Genomic DNA, 15,311 nt, shown 5'->3' with positions numbered 1-15,311 from the left:
ATCAAAATCAGAATCCAAAGCGAGGCGGCCTGACAGCCGACCTGGCTTTTCAGAATGTACCTAAATCCTGTGGGAGCTGGCCTGCCGGCGATGGACGTCAACGATAACGCGCCCTGTCTGGATGAGCGCGTTGCCTGGAAGTCCATCGCCAGCAGGCTGGCTCCCACAATGGGATCGCTGACAGACCTGCAATCAGGTCGGCTATCAGGCCGCCTCGCTTTTGATTTTGATCTGGCTTTTGATTTTCTTGCCCCCTCGAGAGGCCGAGTGCAGGTTCTGCGCAGTGGGCAACCCGGCATGGATGCCGGGTTAGCCGCCCCCGGCCATGGATGGCCGATGGCGGCGGGCCCACGGAGCAGGACCGGAGCAAGGGTATGCCGAGCCCTGGCGAGGCACCGAACGACAGGGGCAAGAGCGCTTGGTTACTTGGCGCTTCTCCAAGTAACTCGCCGTAAGGGCGAAACCATAAGCCGCCGTTACCGAAGAAACGGATAAACACCCAAACCCACAAACCCGATCCAAAGCGCATTACCCGCCACCCAGGCGTCTATGCTGCTGTGATATTCCCTGGCAGGCACCGCACGATGCATCCAGCCACCCGCCCATTGCTGCTGTTCGCCCTGCTCGCCCTCGGCGGATGCATACGGCTGGGGCCGGACTTTCAGTCGCCCGGTGAACCCTGGGTCGATCACTGGAACACCCCAAACCTGGAGCACGCCAGCCAGCGGGCCCTGCAACCGGACATTCGTCAATGGTGGCAAATCTTTGCCGACCCGACGCTGAACCAACTGATTGCCGAAGCGGACGCGAACAATTCGAGCCTGAGGATCGCCGGCCTGCGCGTCATGGAAGCCCGGGCGCAATTGGGCATCGCGCAAAGTGGCCGCTACCCGCAATTGCAACAGCTGGGCGCCGACAGCATTTACGTCGACCGCCATCAGTCCGGCGGGATCAACCCGGTTGACAGCCAGTTCTGGCAACACAGCGCCGCTTTCGACGTGGGCTGGGAGCTGGATTTCTGGGGACGCTTCAGCCGCGCCATCGAGGCCGCCGATGCCAGCTATTTCGCGGCCGAGGCCAATTATGAAGACGTCCTGGTCCTGCTGCGGGCGCAGGTCGCCGATACGTATTTTTCCTTGCGCACCACCCAGGCGCGCCTGCGGGTGGCCGAGGCAAACGCCGAGCAGCAAAAACGCAATTATGAAATCACCGAAAAACTGTTCAACAGTGGCCAGACCGCCGAACTCGACCTGCAACAAGCCAAGACCCAATACCTGGGCACCTTGAGCAGTATTCCCGGGCTGGAAGACCAGCTGGTGCGCCTGCGCAATGGCTTGACGGTGTTGATCGGTCGTGCGCCCGGCGCGCTGCCGATGGTGGTCGAGAACACGGGCCTGATCCCCCTGGTGGACCGCGCCGTGCTGCAGGATGTGCCGGCCAGCCTGCTGCTGCGCCGCCCCGACGTGCGCGCCGCCGAGTTGAATGTCGCCGCGCAGTCGGCGCTGATCGGCGTGGCCGAAAGCGATTTCTACCCGTCGCTGACCCTGCTGGGCAGCATCGTCTGGTCCAGCGATACCTTGAGCGGCACTTCGCGCAGCCTTGACCTGGTCGGCGGCCCCAGCCTGCGCTGGAACGTGTTCGACCATGGCCGGATCAGTAACAACGTGCGGGTGCAGGATGCCCGCTTGCAGCAGTTGATCGAGGTGTACCGCGACAAGGTGCGCCAGGCGGCCCGCGAGGCGGACGATGCCGCCAGCGGCCTGACCCGTTCCTTGCAGCGCGAACGCATCCTGCGCGAGGCCGAAGGCGCGGCGAAACGCTCACTGGTCCTGGCCAGCGCGCTGTACCGCGAAGGTTACTCGGACTTTCAGCGGGTGCTCGATGCCCAACGTGCGCTGCTTGACGTGCAGGACAGCTATCTGCTCAGTCGTGGCGATGCGGTGAGCAATGCGATTGCTCTGTACAAGGCCCTGGGCGGCGGCTGGTACAGCGCCCAGGCCAGGGTCGATCCCGCCACGCGCGAGCAAATGCAACAACGCACCGATTGGGGCGACCTGCTGGCCGAGCCCGCCGCAGCGCCACCGGCCTCCCCTTTGCCCGACCAGGTAAAAAGACAATGACTGAAGCCGCGACTGAAGCGCCACCGCCGCCCGCCGCCGATCCGACGAAAAAGGGCATCAAATGGATTTTGCTGCTGATCGTCCTCAGCCTGGCCTGGTATCTGCTGGCTGACCGTTTCACGCCCTACACGCAACAGGCGCGGGTCGGCGCTTTCGTGATTCCGGTGGCGTCCGAAGTCGTGGGCCGGGTGATCCGCGTCAACGTGCGCAACAATCAGGACGTCAAGGCCGGGGAAGTGATCTTCGAGATCGATCCGCAGCCTTATCAGATCGCCGTCGACCGGGCTCGCGCCGATCTGGAGTCCACCCGCCGCCAGATCGGCGCCAGCACCGCCGGCATTGCCTCGGCCCAGGCTAACCTGCGGGCGGCCCAGGCCAATGAACTCAAGGCCCGCCAGGACAATCGGCGGCTGGAAGGCTTGTACCGCGAAGACCCCGGGACGATTTCCGTGCGCCTGCTGGAAGTGTCGCGCGCCAACCACGAAGCGGCCGTCAGCAAAGTGGCGGCGGCCCGCGCCGAGGTGCAGCGCGCCCGCGAGCAGGAAGGCGGCAGCGAGGAAGACAACGCCCTGTTGCGCAGCGCCGCCACGGCCCTGTCGAAAGCCGAGCTGGACCTGGCCAACACCCAGGTCCGCGCACGCTCCGCCGGCCTGATCACCGATTTGCGCACCGATGTCGGCCAGTTCGCCGCGGCGGGGAGCCCGGTCATGACCCTGATCGCGATCCACGATGTGTGGATCAGCGCCGACATGACCGAGAACAATCTCGCCCTGGTCAAGCCTGACACGCCGGTGTCGATTGTGCTGGATGCCTTGCCCGGCGAGGTCTTCGCCGGGCGCGTGCGCAGTGTCGGCTACGGGGTCAGCGTCGGCCAGCCGCCCGCGCCCGGCACCCTGCCCACGGTGCAGAACAGCCGTGACTGGCTGCGACCGGCCCAGCGCTTTCCGGTGATCATCGAGTTTTCCGCCGAGTCACTGGCCATGCTCAAGGACAACCGCGCCATCCGCTCCGGCGGCCAGGCCGAGGTGATGGCCTTTCCTGCCGAGGGCAACCTGCTCAATCCGTTGGGCCGCGTGTTCCTGGGGCTGATGAGCTGGCTGTCGTATGCCTACTGAACGCTCGCCAAGGGGGCAACGCGCCGCGCGCCTGGCCAGCGGCACGGCCCTGTGCCTGGCCGCCAGCTATGGCCTGGCACTGCCGATCCCCTTTTTGGCCCCGGTGCTGTGTGCCTTATTGCTGGTCTCCCTCAATCGCCCGCTGTCGTTGAAGGCTGCCGTGGGCCTGGCTTTGGTGGCGATGCTGACCACCGGCATCGGCCTGCTGTTGATCCCGGCACTGCGTTACTACGCCGTCAGCGGTGTGTTGTTGATCGGGATCTGCCTGTTTGTGGTCTTCCGTTTTGGCCTGCGCGGTGGCAACAACCTGATCGTGATGTTCCTGGTGATCGGGTTGACCATGATCTCCTCGGCCGGGGTCGCTGACTTCGGGCTGGCGCTGATGGTCATCCAGGCCTTGGTGGCGGGATTACTCTTGGCGGTCATGGCCGGGATATTAGGCCACTGGCTGTTCCCCGAGCCGGACAACGCGCCTGCCCCACCCACGGCGCCCGCTCTTCCGGCCGGCGAAGTCGACCGGGTGGCTTTAAGGGCCACGCTGATCGTGATACCGGCGTTTCTGATGGCGCTGATCGACCCGGCCAGCTACCTGCCTATCGTTCTCAAGGCGGTCAACCTGGGACAACAGAGCGAAACGACCTCCGCGCGCAATGCCGGCCGTGAACTGGTGGGTTCGACCCTGCTCGGCGGCCTGCTGGCGATCCTCTTCTGGGGGGCGCTGAGCCTGTTCGTGCACCTGTGGATGTTCTTTTTGTGGATGCTGCTGTTCGGGCTGATCGTGGCCCGCAAGCTCTATGGCCTGAGCCCGACGCGCTGGAGCCCGGGGTTCTGGCTCAACAGCCTGATCACGATGATCATCCTGCTGGGGCAGTCGGTGCAGGACAGTGCGGCGGGCAAGGACGTCTACACCGCCTTTGCGGTGCGCATGGCCTTGTTCGTGGCGGTGACGCTGTATGCCTGCTTGATGGTGCACCTGCTCGATCAGCGCCAGCATCAAAAGTCGTACCCTCTCCGGTAGGAGCTGCCGCAGGCTGCGATCTTTTGATCTTGCCTTCAAAAACAAAATCAAAAGATCGCAGCCTGCGGCAGCTCCTACAGGGGTGTCAGGGATTGACTTGATAGCCCTTGCCCTGCAAACAGCTGGTGTAGGCGGTCTGGGTGGTCGAGGCGGCGGTTTTCTCTTGTGCCCGGCGTTCCTGGCGCTGGCGCGAGCCACCGACCACGGCGCCTGCCGCGGCGGTCTGTTTGGCGCGGTTCTGCCGATAGTCCTGCTTGGTGTCGTCATCGACGCGATCATAGAACTCGTCATGCTGGCGACCGCGCACTTGCGCGCCAGTCGCACCGGCAGCCGCCCCGACGGCGGCGCCCTTGAGCCGTCCACCGGACGGGGTGGAGGTCGACGAGGCCTGGCCGGCGGCGATGTTGTGGCAATCGCTAATGTCCAGTTGAGTCTGCTGCGAATTCTGGCCTTTCATCGGCACCACGGTCTCGGCCCATCCCTGAGCGCTGAAAACCGCCAGTGCAACGCACAGGCCGAGGGGTGACAAGCTTTTCATGATGACCTCCGAAGGGGCGCGGTTCACCCCTCAAAAGATTGTAGATCACCCCTCCTCGTCCACCTCCATGACCAGGCTGTTCCCGACCCAGCGCACGGGCACGGCCTCCAGCTGCGCGCCTTTACAGGGGCCGTCGATGCAGTGGCCATCTTCGAAACGAAACAGGGCGCTGTGATGCGCGCACATCAGCACCTTGCCGCGATAGGTGCAGAACGCCTGGGGGCGATAGTCCAGCGGCACCGAAAAATGCGGGCAGCGGTTGATGTAGACCCACACCTGCTCGCCCTGGCGCACGGCAACCAGCCCGGCGGGATGCAGGTGCCGGTGCTGCGGCAGGCCGAGGGCGCCGCCGTCCGCGATGTCGTCGCGCTGGCACAACATGATAGTGCTCATGATCAGCCGCGCCTTTCCGGATTGCCCAGGCTCCAGTGCCAGGGGCGGATCTGCAGACTCGCGAACAGCCCGGCCTGGACATAGGGATCCTCCTGCATGAACGCTTCCACCTCCGGCAGGCTGCCCGCCTCGATCACCAGCAAGGTGCCATTCATCGCGGCGCCCGTGTCATCGAGGGTCGGGCCGCCGAAGCGCACCACGATCCGGTGCGTCTCGGCACGCAAATGGGCCTGGTGACTGGGCCGCAGGCGCTGGCGCAAGGCCAGGGAGTCCGGGTGATCAGTGGCGAAAACCGCAAAGAACTGGCCCATGGCTCACACGGCTTCCATGACGAATTCGTAACACGCCCGTTTGAACGGCAACGGGATATCCAGGCTTTCGGACACGTCATCGTGGCTGACCCGCTGTTCATAGATGACCTGCAACGATGACTTGACCCCGAACACCGCGTCGGACTCCAGGTAAGGGTCATCGCGATTGAACAAATGGGTGACGAGTTTGCGATACCCCGGCACATCGATCATGAAGTGCAGGTGGGCCGGTCGCCACGGGTGGCGATTGGCGGCGTCAAGCATGCGGCCCACCGGTCCGTCGGTGGGAATCGGGTAGCACACCGGGACAATCGTGCGGATGGCGAAATAGCCCTCGGCATCCGTGCGATAGCGCCCGCGCAGGTTGCCGAACGGCTGTTCGCTGTCCTGGCCCGAATACATGCCGTTTTCAGCCGTCTGCCAGACATCCAGCACCGCGCCGGCCAGGGGGTTGCCCCGGGTGTCGACCACGCGCCCGCGCACCAGCGCTGTTTCACCCGGGGTGAAGGCCATGTTTTCGCCGTACTCGCGCTCGGGCATGCCTTCGATGTAGAACGGCCCGAACACGGTGGTCTCGGTGGCATTGGCACTGTGCCGGTGGTTGATCGCATCGACCAGCATCGACACGCCCAGCGTGTCCGAGAGCAGGATGAATTCCTGGCGCACCAGGCCATCGCACTTGTGCCCGGTTTCCGTCAAAAAGCGTATGCCTTCAAACCATTCCTGTTCGGTCAGTTCGACCTCACTGACAAACCCGTGCAGGTGGCGCACCAGGCTTTGCATGATCTGTTTGTAACGCGCGTTGGGCGCGTCGTTGAAACTGGCCACCGCTTTCTCGGAGATGAGGGATTCGATGGCTTTGTCTTGATCGGTCATTGTTGTTATTCCGACGGGATTGATTTCAGAGCGGCTCCAGGCCTTTCAGGGCGCGGGTCAGCAAGGCTTGGATCGGGCCTTGTTCAAACGGTCGCGGGTTGTAGTAAGGGCTGGTGCAGGCGATGTGCGCTACTTCGGCCGGGCCGTCTGGAGGCAGGCCGATGTCCGCCAGCGCCAGTGGAATGCCCAGCTTCTGGTTCAGCGCGTAGAGCAAGGCGCCCACCTCGCCGGCCTCGCTGCCACCCAGGGCCCGCGCGGCACGTTGCAACGGCCCCGCCGCCGCTTCACGGTTGTAATGGGCGGCATGGGGCAACACGATCGCATGCGCCTGGGCGTGGGGCAAATTGAAGGTCCCGCCCAGGGTGTGGCACAGCTTGTGGTGCAAGGCCATGCCGACCGAACCCAGGCAGATCCCCGCCAGCCAGGCGCCATACAAGGCCTGGCTGCGCGCATCCTGATCGTTGGGGTCTTTGACGACCCTGGGCAACGCCTGCGCCAGGGAGCGGATCGATTCTTCGGCCATGAAGCCGATGATCGGGTTGGCGTCCTGGGCGTACAGCGCTTCCACCGCGTGGGCCATGGCGTTCATGCCCGAACAGGCGGAAATCTGCGCCGGCAGGGTCAGGGTCAGTTGCGGGTCATAGATCACTGTCTTCGGCAACACCCGGGGGTCGCGCCCGGTTTTCTTCAGCCGGTTTTCAGTCAGCCCGTAGATCGGTGTCATCTCCGAGCCGGCATAGGTGGTCGGGACGGCCACGATCGGCAGCCCGGAATCCATGGCGATTGCCTTGCCCAGGCCAATGGTCGAACCACCGCCAATGGCCACGCAGCAATCGGCATCCAGCCGTGCCGCCTCGACGCGGGCCGCTTGCGCCACTTCCAGCGGAACGTGCATCACCGCCTTCGCATAAACCCCCGCCGCGCGATCACCGAGCAACGCCGCGACCTGTTCACCCAGCCCGTGTTGTTCAGGCGTGGTGAGGATCAGCGCACGACGAGCGCCCAGTCGTTCGATTTCTTCGGCCAGGGCCGAGAGCTTGCCCCAGCCGAACACCACGCGGGTCGGCAGGCTTTGGTAGATGAAGGGTTGCATGGCAGGCCTCAGCGCTTGAAATGTGGAGGGATCTTGGCGTCAACATTGACCCACACCGAACGGGCCTCGGTGTAGTCGTGGATCGCTTCGAAGCCCATCTCGCGACCATAGCCCGATTGCCCGACACCGCCGAACGGGCTGCCGGGGCTGACACGCTTGTAGCAATTGATCCAGCACATGCCGGCATGAATCGCGTCGGCCATTTTGTGCGCCCGGGCCAGGTTCTGCGTCCACAGGCCGCTGCCCAGGCCGTATTCGGTGCCGTTGGCGATGGCCAGGGCTTCTTCATCGGTGCTGAAACGCACCACGGTGACGAACGGGCCAAAGACTTCTTCCTGGCAGACACGATCACCAGGCCTGGCCTCGACCACCGTGGGTTCGACATAAAAACCCTTGGCCAGGGCCTTGTCGTCCGGCGCCTTGCCGCCAGCGAGCACCTTGCCGCCCTGCTCGATCGCAATATCGATGTAGCTCAGGACACGGTCGCGGTGCAGCGCCGAAGTCAGCGGGCCCATTTCGGTTTCCGGGTCCAGGGGGTCGCCGAGGCGAATGGACTTGGCCAGGGCGATGAAACGCTCAAGGAATTGATCAGCGATGTCTTTATGCAGGATCAGCCGCGAACCGGCGATGCAGGCCTGGCCCTGATTGTGGAAGATCGCCCAGGCCGCGCCGTTGACGGCCGCCTCCAGGTTGGCATCTTCGAACACGATGTTCGCGCCCTTGCCGCCCAGTTCCAGCTGGATGCGCTTGAGGTTGCCTTGCGAGGCTTCAACAATCCGCCGACCGGTCGCCGTGGACCCGGTGAAGGCAATCTTGCCCACATCCAGGTGTTCGGCCAGCGCCTGGCCCGCGGTATGGCCGTAGCCTGGCACCACGTTGACCACGCCCTTGGGGAAACCGACTTCGGTCATCAGTTCGACGATGCGCAAGGTCGACAACGGGGTGATTTCCGATGGCTTGATCACGATGGTGTTGCCGGCCGCCAGCGCCGGGCCCATTTTCCAGCTGGTGAACATCAGCGGGAAGTTCCAGGGCACGATCTGCCCCACCACGCCAATCGGCTTGCGCTGCACGTAATTGAGAAACCCGGCCTCGACCGGAATCACCGAGCCTTCGATCTTGTCGGCCATGCCGCCGAAATAGCGGAAACAGGCGGCCGTGCGCGGCACGTCGAGGCCACGGGAATCGCGGATCGGATGCCCGGTGTTGAGGGATTCGAGTTGCGCCAGTTCCTCGCCACATTCCTCGATTTTGTCCGCCAGCTTGAGCAGCAGGCGCCCGCGTTCGGCGGCGCCCAGGGCAGACCACGCCGGGAAGGCACGCTTGGCGGCGGCGACCGCCAGGTCGATGTCCGCTGCTTCGGCGGCGGCAATCCGGGTGATCAACGCGCCGTCATGGGGCGAGACGACGTCAATGGTGCCGCCCGCGACCGCATCCACGAAACGGCCATCGATGTAGAGCTGATTTTGCATAATGTTTTCCTCGCACCGCGCCTGTGGCGCAGTGTCTGACGACTTGACTCTTGATCCGGTGGCCCGGCGTGCACCGGGCCAGACACAGGCCTTAGAATTCGATCGGATAGGGCTTGAGTTCGCCGCTTTCATAGCGTTGCGGCAGGTTCGGCGTGGCGTTTTCCCAGACCATCAGCATCGAGCGCTTGGTGGAATAGCCCTGGTGGCGAATGTCCGCGGGCATGGCGCAAATGTCGCCGGCGCGCATGGTGATGCGGGCGCGCGGGTTGCCGTCGTCCTTGTCGCCGACATCCCAGATGATTTCGTCGGACAGCTGCAGGAACCACTCGACCCGGTCATTGCCGTGGAACACCGGCAGGATGAATTCTTCGGTGGTCGGGCAGAACAGGCTGGCCTTGCACACCGAGGTCACCGACGGGTTCCAGGTCACGTCGGAACGCGACAGGTACTTGAACAGGCTGAAGGCATGCAGCTCGCCTTCGAAACCTTCAGCGGCGTGCACTTCGGGTTCTTCCTGGGACACGTCGATGAACTGGCGGTTGACCGGCAGGTCGTTGCGCAGCGGCGAGTCATCCTTCAGGCCCGGCATGCGTTTGGTGGCGATGCGGAAGCGTTCGATGGCCTCGATGTTGCTGCCGTTCTTGCGACCGAATGCCGTGCCGGTTTCTTCCGGTGCGGCAAAAGGGTCGAAGGTGGCGTTGGTCCAGTCGCGCAGGATGGCCTTGAAGGTGGCCATGATCAGCGGCGTCTCGAAGTTTTCGGTGTAGTTGACCCCGGCGGCCTTGAGCGTGCCATTGAAGGTGCCGGCGTACAGGTCGACCTTGCCGTAGTAGTTGCGGGTGCCGATGACGTGGTCGAAGTTGACCCAGCCGTAGAAAAAGCCCCAGGCGACGTCGCGCATCAGCGCGCGCAGAAAGGCGTCCACCGGAATCAGGTGCGAGCGGGTCTGGCCTTTGGCGGGCCAGGTAATGCGCGCGAAATACTCGTCACGCGACAGTTCGAAGGCGCCCAGCTGGAAGGCGCAGTAGCCGGTCACGGGATGGGGCGGGCTGATCTGCACGTCATCGTCGGCAAACAGTGCGGTGTCGGCAGCGGTTTCAAGCATGGCCATGTCGGGATTCCTTGTTTTTTTGTGGGCGGGGGGTGGCTGGGCTGATCACTTGAAGCAGATGTCTGCCCACTTCTCGACCGACAAGGGTCCTTTGATGGTCTGTTGCAGGATCACACCCGCACGGCTGGCTTCGAAGCGATAGGCCGTGCCGACTGGCAGCAGGCACTGGTGGCCGCGCTTGAGCAAGACGTAGCCCATGGGTTTGCCCGCCGGGACTTCACCGGCCAGCCGCGTGCCCTCGCCGTCTTTCAAGGGTGCATCGAGCTTGAGGAAATCCACCCGCACTTCACCGTCCATGACAATGGCGAATTCGTCGTGCGCTGCGGTGTACCAGGGCGATTGGCCCTCGGCACGCAGGGTCTCGACGACGTAGCCGAGGTTCAGGCCGACCACGACTTTTTCATAAGGGAGCGATTGTTGCGCCACTTCGAAGATGTTCGAAAAGGCATAGTGACTGGCCTGGCCGCTGATGATTTCAACCGAGCCCTTGCTGAAATTGTTCAGCGAGCCGAAGACTGTTTCGATTGCCGCGCTACTCATGGTTTTCACCGTTTTGTTGTTGTAGTAACAGTGAGTCAACAGTACGTCCCGCCCCTCGCCGGGACAATTAGGCAGTCGGCGACAACAGTGTTCGCGAAACGCAAACACTGTGGCGGCTGTGTAGGAGCTGTGTAGGAGCTGTGTAGGAGCTGTGTAGGAGCTGCCGAGTGCAACGAGGCTGCGATCTTTTGACGTTGCATTAAAAGGATCAAAAGATCGCAGCCTGCGGCAGCTCCTACAAACATGCGTCAGCGCACCCAGCCGCGTTCCAGCAAAGGCTTGTCCCAGCAGGGTTCGTCGCCGAAGTTTTCCACCAGGAAGTCGATCAGCGTCCGCACTTTCAGGGCCCGGCGCTGGGTCGCGGGGTACACCGCGGAGAAGTTGAAGGAGGACAAGGCGTACTCCGGCAGCACCGGAATCAGCCGCCCGCTGAGCAGGTCGTCACTGGCCACCAGTGTCGGCAGGCAGACGATGCACACCCCGGTCGAGGCGTAATCGCGCAGCAAATGCACGGAGTTCGAACGCACCTGGCCCGGCAGGCTCAGTTCCACCTGCTCGTCTTCGCGGGTGAAGATCCAGCGATTGCGCGACGGATAGCCCTCATACAAGGCGATCTTGTGTTGCAGCAATTGCTGGGGGTGCGTGGGCACGCCGAACTCTTCGGCATAGTCGGGGGACATGCAGAACAACCGGCGAACGCTGAACAGTTTGCGTTCGATCAGGGTTTCGGCCATGGGCGGGAACATCTGGAACGCGACATCGAAGCCCTCTTCGATCGGGTCGACCACCCGGTCGTTGACGATCACGTCCACCTCGATGTCCGGGTACAGCCGCGTGAACTCGGCCAGCATCCTGCCGAAGTGCCCGATGGCGAACCCCGGCAGCATCTGCACCCGCAGTTTGCCGGTGGGTTTGGCGCGCAGCTCGCGCATGTGTTCGGTCAGCGAGTTGAAACTCGCGACCATGTCCGCGCATTCCTTGTAGTACGTCTCGCCGACTTCGGAGAGCCGCACGTGGCGCGTGCTGCGATGGAACAGCGGTGCATTGATAAATTGCTCCAGCTGCTGAATGCGGTGGGTGATCACCGAACGGGTCACGCCCAGTTGCTGGGCCGCCCTGGCGAAGTTACCGGTCTCGGCAACACGCACAAAGGCTTCGACACTGAGTAAACGATCCATGGGGCAGGTTCTCTGGATGTGTAGGAGCGAGCTTGCTCGCGATGGACGCCCAATCAACGCGGGCATTCAGACAGCCCGCGTCATCGTTAACGACCATCGCGAGCAGGCTCGCTCCTACAGGTAGCCGGACGGAATAGCGAGGTTAGCCTGTCGGCACCTCGCACTCCACATCCGGGGCTGCCTGTCAGGGCTTTGACTGGATCGACAACCGCCGCTGCATGGGGAAAACCTGCCAGCCCAGCCGTTCGCTGATCAGCCCCCACACCCCTTGCGGTGCCTTGAGCATCATCACCACCGCCACCACGCCCAGAATGATCATGTACACCGCGCCGTACTGGGCCAGGCATCCGCGTAACACGAAATAGATCAGTGTGCCGATCAACGGCCCCTCCAGGGTGCCGATGCCGCCGATGATGACGATGAAAATCACCACCGCCGTCCAGTCCTGCAGGTTGAACGCCGCTTCCGGGGAAATCCGCAGCTTTTGCAGGAAGATCAGCGCCCCGACCACCCCGGTGCAACCGGCCGCCAGCACGTACACCATCAGCTTGGTGCGGAAGGTATTGACCCCCAGGCTGCCGGAGGCCGGTTCCGAATCGCGGATCGACGCCAGGGCCAGCCCTTGTCGCGAACGCAGCAAGAAGAACACCACCGCCACCGCGCCTATGGCGATGGCCAGCGCGGTGAAGTAGATCAGCATCTCGCGCCCGTCCCGGTCATTGCCGATCTGCCGCACGATCGCCGCCGGCAGGCTTTGTCCCGAGCCGCCGCCCAGGCTGCTCACCTGCGCCAGCCCCAGGCGAAACACCTCGGCCACCACCCAGGTGCCGATGGCAAAGTAGGCACCGCGCAGGCGAAACACGATCAACGCGGTGGGAATCGCCAACAATGCGACCAGCACGCCCGAGAGCACCACCGCGAACAACGGCGGCATGCCCAGTTGCGTCGACAGCATGAACAACAGATAGCCGCCCAGGCCGACAAACGCCTGCTGCCCCACCGACACCATGCCGGCGTAACCGGCCAGCAGGTTCCACATTTGCGCCAGCGCCAGGTAATAGGCGAATTCCACCACCAGTCGCAGGCTGGCACGATCGGCCCACCATGGCGCACTGATCAGCACCAGCACGCACAGCCCGAGCAAGGTCAGACCGACCCGGCTGCTGGTGGTCGTGCGTTGTACGCGGTACGTCAGCGCAGGATTATTCAAGGCATTCATCAGTCGACACTCCGGGGAAACAGGCCACGCGGGCGCACGACCAGGATCAGCAAAAACACAAGGTGACCGGCGAGGATTTGCCAGCCGGGATCGATTTTTGCCCCGACGGCCTGGGCGATACCGAGAATCACCCCGCCCGCCAGCGTGCCCCACAGGCTGCCCAGACCGCCGATGATCACCGCTTCAAAGCCGTACAACAGACGCGCCGGCCCCACGGTGGGATCGAAGCTGGTACGGATCGCCAGAAACACCCCGGCGATCGACACCACCGCCATCGCCAGCGCCATGGCCAGGCCGAAGATGTGCGCGTTGTTGACCCCCATCAGGCGTGCGGTCTGCTGGTCATCGGAGGTAGCGCGAAACGCCCGGCCCAAGGCGGTTTTGTAAAACAGCAATTGCAGGCCACCGATGATCAGCAGCGCACTGCCAAACACCATCAGCGGCATGATGCCCACGCTGAGGCTGCCGAAGCCGACACTGGCGACTTCCAGCTCACCCTGGGACAGTTTCTGGCTGTCGGCGCTGAAAAACTGCAGCAACACGTTCTGCACGATGATCGACAGGCCGAAGGTCACCAGCAGCGGCGGCAGGATGTCCTGGCCGAGCGTCCGGTTGAGCAGCCAGCGTTGCAGCAGGTAGCCGAAACAGAACATCACCGGCACGACGATCAGCAGGCTGGCCAGCGGACTGAACCCCAGGTGGTTGACCACCACCAGTGCCAGGTACGAGGCCAGCACAATGAAGTCGCCGTGGGCGATATTGACCAGGCGCATGATGCCGAACATCAGCGACAGCCCCACCGCGAACATCGCGTAGAGGCCACCGAGCAACATGCCCTGGAGAAGCGTATTGATCCATTCCATGACTAAACCCCAAAGTACGCGGCTTTGATTTGCGCCTTGTCGACGTCCCCTGGCCGGCCGGTCAGGGACACGCGCCCTTCCTGCAAGCAATAGAAACGGTCGCAGACACTCAACGCCTGATTGATGTCCTGCTCGACGAGAATCACCGTGGTGCCGTCGGCCTTGATCGAAGGCAGCGCAGCGTAGATGTCCTTGATCGTCGTTGGCGCCAGGCCCAGGCTGATCTCGTCGCACAGCAGCAAGTGCGGGTTGGCCATCAAACCCCGGCCAATCGCGACCATTTGCTGCTGGCCGCCGGACAGCGCGGTACCGGGGCGCTTGCGCAGTGTTTCCAGGACCGGGAACAGTTGGTAAATCCTCGCCAGCGTCCAGGGCCCCGGGCGTTGGCTATAGGCGCCGATCTGCAGGTTTTCCTCGACGGTGAGCGACGGGAACAGCTTGCGACCCTCCGGGACCAGGGCGATACCGCGCTCGATCACCTGGTTGGCCGCCAGGTCACCGATGGCCTGCCCCCTGAAGGTGATGGCGCCCGACAGGTTTTTGATCTGCCCCGCCAGCGAGCGCAGGAACGTCGATTTGCCCGCGCCGTTGGAGCCGATGATCGCCACGGTTTCGCCCTGCTCCAGGGTCAGGCTGATATCGAACAGCGCTTGAAAGTCGCCGTAGCCGGCGCAGAGTCTGTCAATGGACAGCAGGGTTGTTTGGGTCGTCATGTCTCAGCTCCCGATGCCCATATAGATGTCCTGCACCCGCGGATCGGCCATGACGCTGCGCGGCTCGCCTTCGGCCAGTTTGGCGCCGAAGTTGATCACCGTCAGGCGGCTGACCACCGCCAGCAAGGCGTGGACGATGTGTTCGATCCAGATGATGGCGACGCCGGCCTTGTGGATGCCCTGGATGGTTTCCACCAGTGCCAGGCATTCCGGTTCGGTCAGGCCACCGGCAATTTCATCGAGCAGCAGCAAACGCGGCCGGGTCGACAAGGCACGCGCCATTTCCAGGCGCTTGCGGTCGAGCAGGGTCAGCGAGCCGGCCAGCACGTTGGCCTTGCGCATCAGGCCCGTCAGTTCCAGGGTCTGCGCGCACCACTGGCTGGCCTCCTTGTCGGGCAACCGCGCACCGAAGGTCGCGCCCACCAGCAGGTTTTCGAACACGGTCATTTTCACGAACGGGTGCGGGATCTGGTGGGAGCGGCCGATGCCTTGCTGGCAACGCTTGAACACCGGTTCGCAGGTGACGTCGCGGCCTTCGAAATGGATGCTGCCGCTGTCCGCCGCCACGCCGCCGGCGATCAGGTTGAACAGCGTGCTTTTGCCCGCGCCGTTGGGGCCGATGATGCCCAGGGCTTCACCGGGCTCAAGGGTCAGGCTCACGGCATCGGTGACCTTCACCGAGCCGTAGCTTTTATGCACATCGTTCAGTTGTAGAAGTGGCTGTTGCATGGTGCACCTGCTTGCTTGAGCG

General features: G+C 63.5%; 16 protein-coding genes. 3 read left to right on the top strand and 13 right to left on the bottom strand.

What is annotated here, in order from left to right:
- Nucleotides 1-584 precede the first annotated feature (584 nt).
- Genes F8N66_RS13820 through F8N66_RS13810 form a run of 3 tightly spaced genes read left to right on the top strand, consistent with a single transcriptional unit; the run spans nucleotide 585 to nucleotide 4,253 of the window.
- Nucleotides 585-2,120: an efflux transporter outer membrane subunit gene (locus tag F8N66_RS13820; RefSeq protein ID WP_150770694.1), complete on the top strand. Its 1,536-nt coding sequence runs from the start codon at nucleotides 585-587 to the stop codon at nucleotides 2,118-2,120.
- Nucleotides 2,117-3,235, top strand: a complete 1,119-nt coding sequence (locus F8N66_RS13815) for an HlyD family secretion protein (protein ID WP_150770693.1) — start codon at nucleotides 2,117-2,119, stop codon at nucleotides 3,233-3,235. Before F8N66_RS13820 ends, F8N66_RS13815 begins: the two co-directional genes overlap by 4 nt.
- On the top strand, nucleotides 3,225-4,253 hold the full coding sequence (locus F8N66_RS13810; protein ID WP_150770692.1) for a DUF2955 domain-containing protein: 1,029 nt from the start codon (nucleotides 3,225-3,227) through the stop codon (nucleotides 4,251-4,253). The genes F8N66_RS13815 and F8N66_RS13810 overlap by 11 nt, the downstream gene beginning before the upstream one ends.
- A gap of 85 nt (nucleotides 4,254-4,338) precedes the next feature.
- On the opposite strand, the gene F8N66_RS13805 is transcribed toward F8N66_RS13810, so the two are convergent.
- The 13 genes from F8N66_RS13805 to F8N66_RS13745 all read right to left on the bottom strand — a co-directional run bounded on the left by F8N66_RS13805 (nucleotide 4,339) and on the right by F8N66_RS13745 (nucleotide 15,289).
- The gene (locus F8N66_RS13805; protein ID WP_150770691.1) at nucleotides 4,339-4,791 is read right to left on the bottom strand and encodes a YMGG-like glycine zipper-containing protein; all 453 of its coding nucleotides are present in this window, start codon (nucleotides 4,789-4,791) and stop codon (nucleotides 4,339-4,341) included.
- A 45-nt stretch (nucleotides 4,792-4,836) separates the two neighbouring features.
- Nucleotides 4,837-5,184 carry a Rieske (2Fe-2S) protein gene (locus F8N66_RS13800; RefSeq protein ID WP_150770690.1) on the bottom strand — a complete coding sequence of 116 codons (348 nt, stop codon included), beginning with the start codon at nucleotides 5,182-5,184 and terminating at the stop codon, nucleotides 4,837-4,839.
- 2 nt (nucleotides 5,185-5,186) lie between these two features.
- On the bottom strand, nucleotides 5,187-5,495 hold the full coding sequence (locus tag F8N66_RS13795) for a YciI family protein (RefSeq protein WP_150770689.1): 309 nt from the start codon (nucleotides 5,493-5,495) through the stop codon (nucleotides 5,187-5,189).
- A 3-nt stretch (nucleotides 5,496-5,498) separates the two neighbouring features.
- Complete coding sequence (locus F8N66_RS13790; RefSeq protein ID WP_150770688.1) at nucleotides 5,499-6,371, bottom strand: intradiol ring-cleavage dioxygenase; 873 nt, start codon at nucleotides 6,369-6,371, stop codon at nucleotides 5,499-5,501.
- Between the two features lie 25 nt (nucleotides 6,372-6,396).
- Nucleotides 6,397-7,464 (bottom strand): maleylacetate reductase, encoded by a 1,068-nt coding sequence (locus F8N66_RS13785; RefSeq protein ID WP_150770687.1) that lies wholly within the window; start codon nucleotides 7,462-7,464, stop codon nucleotides 6,397-6,399.
- An 8-nt stretch (nucleotides 7,465-7,472) separates the two neighbouring features.
- Complete coding sequence (locus tag F8N66_RS13780; protein WP_150770686.1) at nucleotides 7,473-8,936, bottom strand: aldehyde dehydrogenase family protein; 1,464 nt, start codon at nucleotides 8,934-8,936, stop codon at nucleotides 7,473-7,475.
- A 91-nt stretch (nucleotides 8,937-9,027) separates the two neighbouring features.
- Nucleotides 9,028-10,047 (bottom strand): hydroxyquinol 1,2-dioxygenase, encoded by a 1,020-nt coding sequence (locus F8N66_RS13775; RefSeq protein ID WP_150770685.1) that lies wholly within the window; start codon nucleotides 10,045-10,047, stop codon nucleotides 9,028-9,030.
- 45 nt (nucleotides 10,048-10,092) lie between these two features.
- Nucleotides 10,093-10,587 carry a hydroxyquinol 1,2-dioxygenase gene (locus F8N66_RS13770; RefSeq protein WP_150770684.1) on the bottom strand — a complete coding sequence of 165 codons (495 nt, stop codon included), beginning with the start codon at nucleotides 10,585-10,587 and terminating at the stop codon, nucleotides 10,093-10,095.
- A 248-nt stretch (nucleotides 10,588-10,835) separates the two neighbouring features.
- The gene (locus tag F8N66_RS13765; protein WP_150770683.1) at nucleotides 10,836-11,765 is read right to left on the bottom strand and encodes a LysR family transcriptional regulator; all 930 of its coding nucleotides are present in this window, start codon (nucleotides 11,763-11,765) and stop codon (nucleotides 10,836-10,838) included.
- A 184-nt stretch (nucleotides 11,766-11,949) separates the two neighbouring features.
- Nucleotides 11,950-12,984 (bottom strand): branched-chain amino acid ABC transporter permease, encoded by a 1,035-nt coding sequence (locus tag F8N66_RS13760; RefSeq protein WP_150770682.1) that lies wholly within the window; start codon nucleotides 12,982-12,984, stop codon nucleotides 11,950-11,952.
- Nucleotides 12,984-13,847: a branched-chain amino acid ABC transporter permease gene (locus F8N66_RS13755; protein WP_150770681.1), complete on the bottom strand. Its 864-nt coding sequence runs from the start codon at nucleotides 13,845-13,847 to the stop codon at nucleotides 12,984-12,986. The genes F8N66_RS13760 and F8N66_RS13755 overlap by 1 nt, the downstream gene beginning before the upstream one ends.
- Nucleotides 13,848-13,849: 2 nt before the next feature.
- Entirely contained in the window at nucleotides 13,850-14,542 is a 693-nt protein-coding gene (locus F8N66_RS13750) for an ABC transporter ATP-binding protein (RefSeq protein ID WP_150770924.1), read from the bottom strand.
- Nucleotides 14,543-14,563: 21 nt separating this feature from the next.
- Entirely contained in the window at nucleotides 14,564-15,289 is a 726-nt protein-coding gene (locus F8N66_RS13745; protein ID WP_150770680.1) for an ABC transporter ATP-binding protein, read from the bottom strand.
- Nucleotides 15,290-15,311: the final 22 nt, after the last annotated feature.

It is taken from the genome of Pseudomonas fluorescens (genome assembly GCF_902498195.1).
GTDB lineage: Bacteria > Pseudomonadota > Gammaproteobacteria > Pseudomonadales > Pseudomonadaceae > Aquipseudomonas > Aquipseudomonas fluorescens_BU.
The sequence above is the reverse complement of the archived record's forward strand: the minus strand, read 5'-3'. Positions and strand labels throughout refer to the sequence as shown.